The following is a 1,445-nucleotide window of genomic DNA, read 5'->3' as shown; positions in this document are numbered from 1 at the left end:
TCGCTTATCTCAAAGGTTATACAAGGATTTTCAAGCAAATACCATTCGAACACGCCGGGTACTTTCCTACTTTTTTCTCGGTAAAGAGTTGATAGGAAGAGAAGCTTACTCATTTAGCGTGAAGGATCTGGCCTTAGCCGTAGGAGGCCTCAAAGCGATAAGTGCGGCAGAGTTCCGGTGAAAAGATGTGGGGATCCCTCAGCATTAAAGGGCCTTTTACTTTCAGTGCATTATTCAATAGTAATTGCTTTTACAGGTGCATACTTATATTTCGAATCATCGACATTATAATGAACGGTAATCGTCGGTTTGGCATGCTTTACAGATAAAAGCGTTGATAGCAGAGTATTAAAAGCAATGTCACTTTTTGTTATACGAAATAATCTAGCATCACTTGGCATATTATCCAACGTGAACAATATTTCACCTCGATGACCATTTGGCCAGTTTTCACCATAAAGGTTTATTTTACTTACCTTACCCGTATGGGATTCTGCATATACATTGAATGACATTAAGCTGATAAACAGCAGCGTGAGCAATTTTTTCATTTAAAAACACCTTATATTTATTTATATTGAAAATATTTCATTCAATAAAGACACAGAAATTATTATATATAATTCCAATGTTAAGGTAAAGTTTAAATATTACTAAACAATAAAAACCTAAGATCTTAGAGCTAAAAAATCGATCTAGAAAAAATAATTAAATCATAAAAATATGTGTAGCTATTTACATTTCTCGGAATTTATTCAATGAAAAAATGAAGTAACACAATTAAATCAACTTAAGGAAGCCCCAGCCTAATAATTAAAGAGCCTAAAAATGACATTCATAATAAAAATGACACGTGGAAATTAATGATTTCATATATCAAACGGGCTTCTTATTGATAATTAGATAGTGTATTAAAATTATCATTTTTTATTTAAAATAAAATGTAAAATTAAAAAAACAATAATAACTTTAAAATAAAGCAACTAGCAGGAGTTTATTTAAATGATAAAAAGATGCCTCTTACCTATACTTTTATTTACAACAAGTGTTACTAATGCAAGCGGAATAGCTTCAACTAAAATTACAAGTCTTATGCTTGATCAGCTATATCCTAATCAAGTATTTATTAAAACCAGTAAACCCCATGTGGCAGGTTCACCAGATTGCCATAGTAATTCAACTTGGTCTTACGTTTTAAGACTAGATAATGAAAAAGCAAAGACTATGTATTCCATGCTACTAGCAGCCCATATGGCAGGGAAACCCGTTAGCCTTGTAGGTACAGGAAGTTGTACATCCTTTGAAATTGTTGAAGATTTACGAAGAATAGAGCTGTCTTTTGAAGATTAACTCGGTCCCAAATTCAATTACGAAGTGCAACACTTCGCTATTTAGGCAGCTACTTATATATATCATGGCAATAGGGTAATATACCCGTTCAACTT

The 1,445-nt window shown here is 32.5% G+C and carries 2 protein-coding genes and 1 pseudogene; 2 read left to right on the top strand and 1 reads right to left on the bottom strand.

The window, feature by feature from the left end:
- Positions 1-181 (top strand): annotated as a pseudogene (locus tag KIV40_RS25460) (hypothetical protein); the annotation flags it as partial.
- Between the two features lie 49 nt (positions 182-230).
- Here the strand turns inward: KIV40_RS25460 and KIV40_RS25455 are convergent.
- Entirely contained in the window at positions 231-551 is a 321-nt protein-coding gene (locus KIV40_RS25455) for a hypothetical protein (RefSeq protein ID WP_285351976.1), read from the bottom strand.
- Positions 552-1,002: 451 nt separating this feature from the next.
- On the opposite strand from KIV40_RS25455, the gene KIV40_RS25450 reads away from it, so the two are divergent.
- The gene (locus KIV40_RS25450; RefSeq protein WP_285351975.1) at positions 1,003-1,350 is read left to right on the top strand and encodes a hypothetical protein; all 348 of its coding nucleotides are present in this window, start codon (positions 1,003-1,005) and stop codon (positions 1,348-1,350) included.
- The last annotated feature ends 95 nt before the right edge of the window (positions 1,351-1,445 follow it).

Source organism: Vibrio sp. D173a, from assembly GCF_030248475.1.
The sequence above is the reverse complement of the archived record's forward strand: the minus strand, read 5'-3'. Positions and strand labels throughout refer to the sequence as shown.

Excerpts from the sequence above, each read along its gene's own strand:
- KIV40_RS25455 (WP_285351976.1), bottom strand. The coding sequence starts at position 551 with ATGAAAAAATTGCTCACGCTGCTGTTTATCAGCTTAATGTCATTCAAT.
- KIV40_RS25450 (WP_285351975.1), top strand. The coding sequence starts at position 1,003 with ATGATAAAAAGATGCCTCTTACCTATACTTTTATTTACAACAAGTGTT.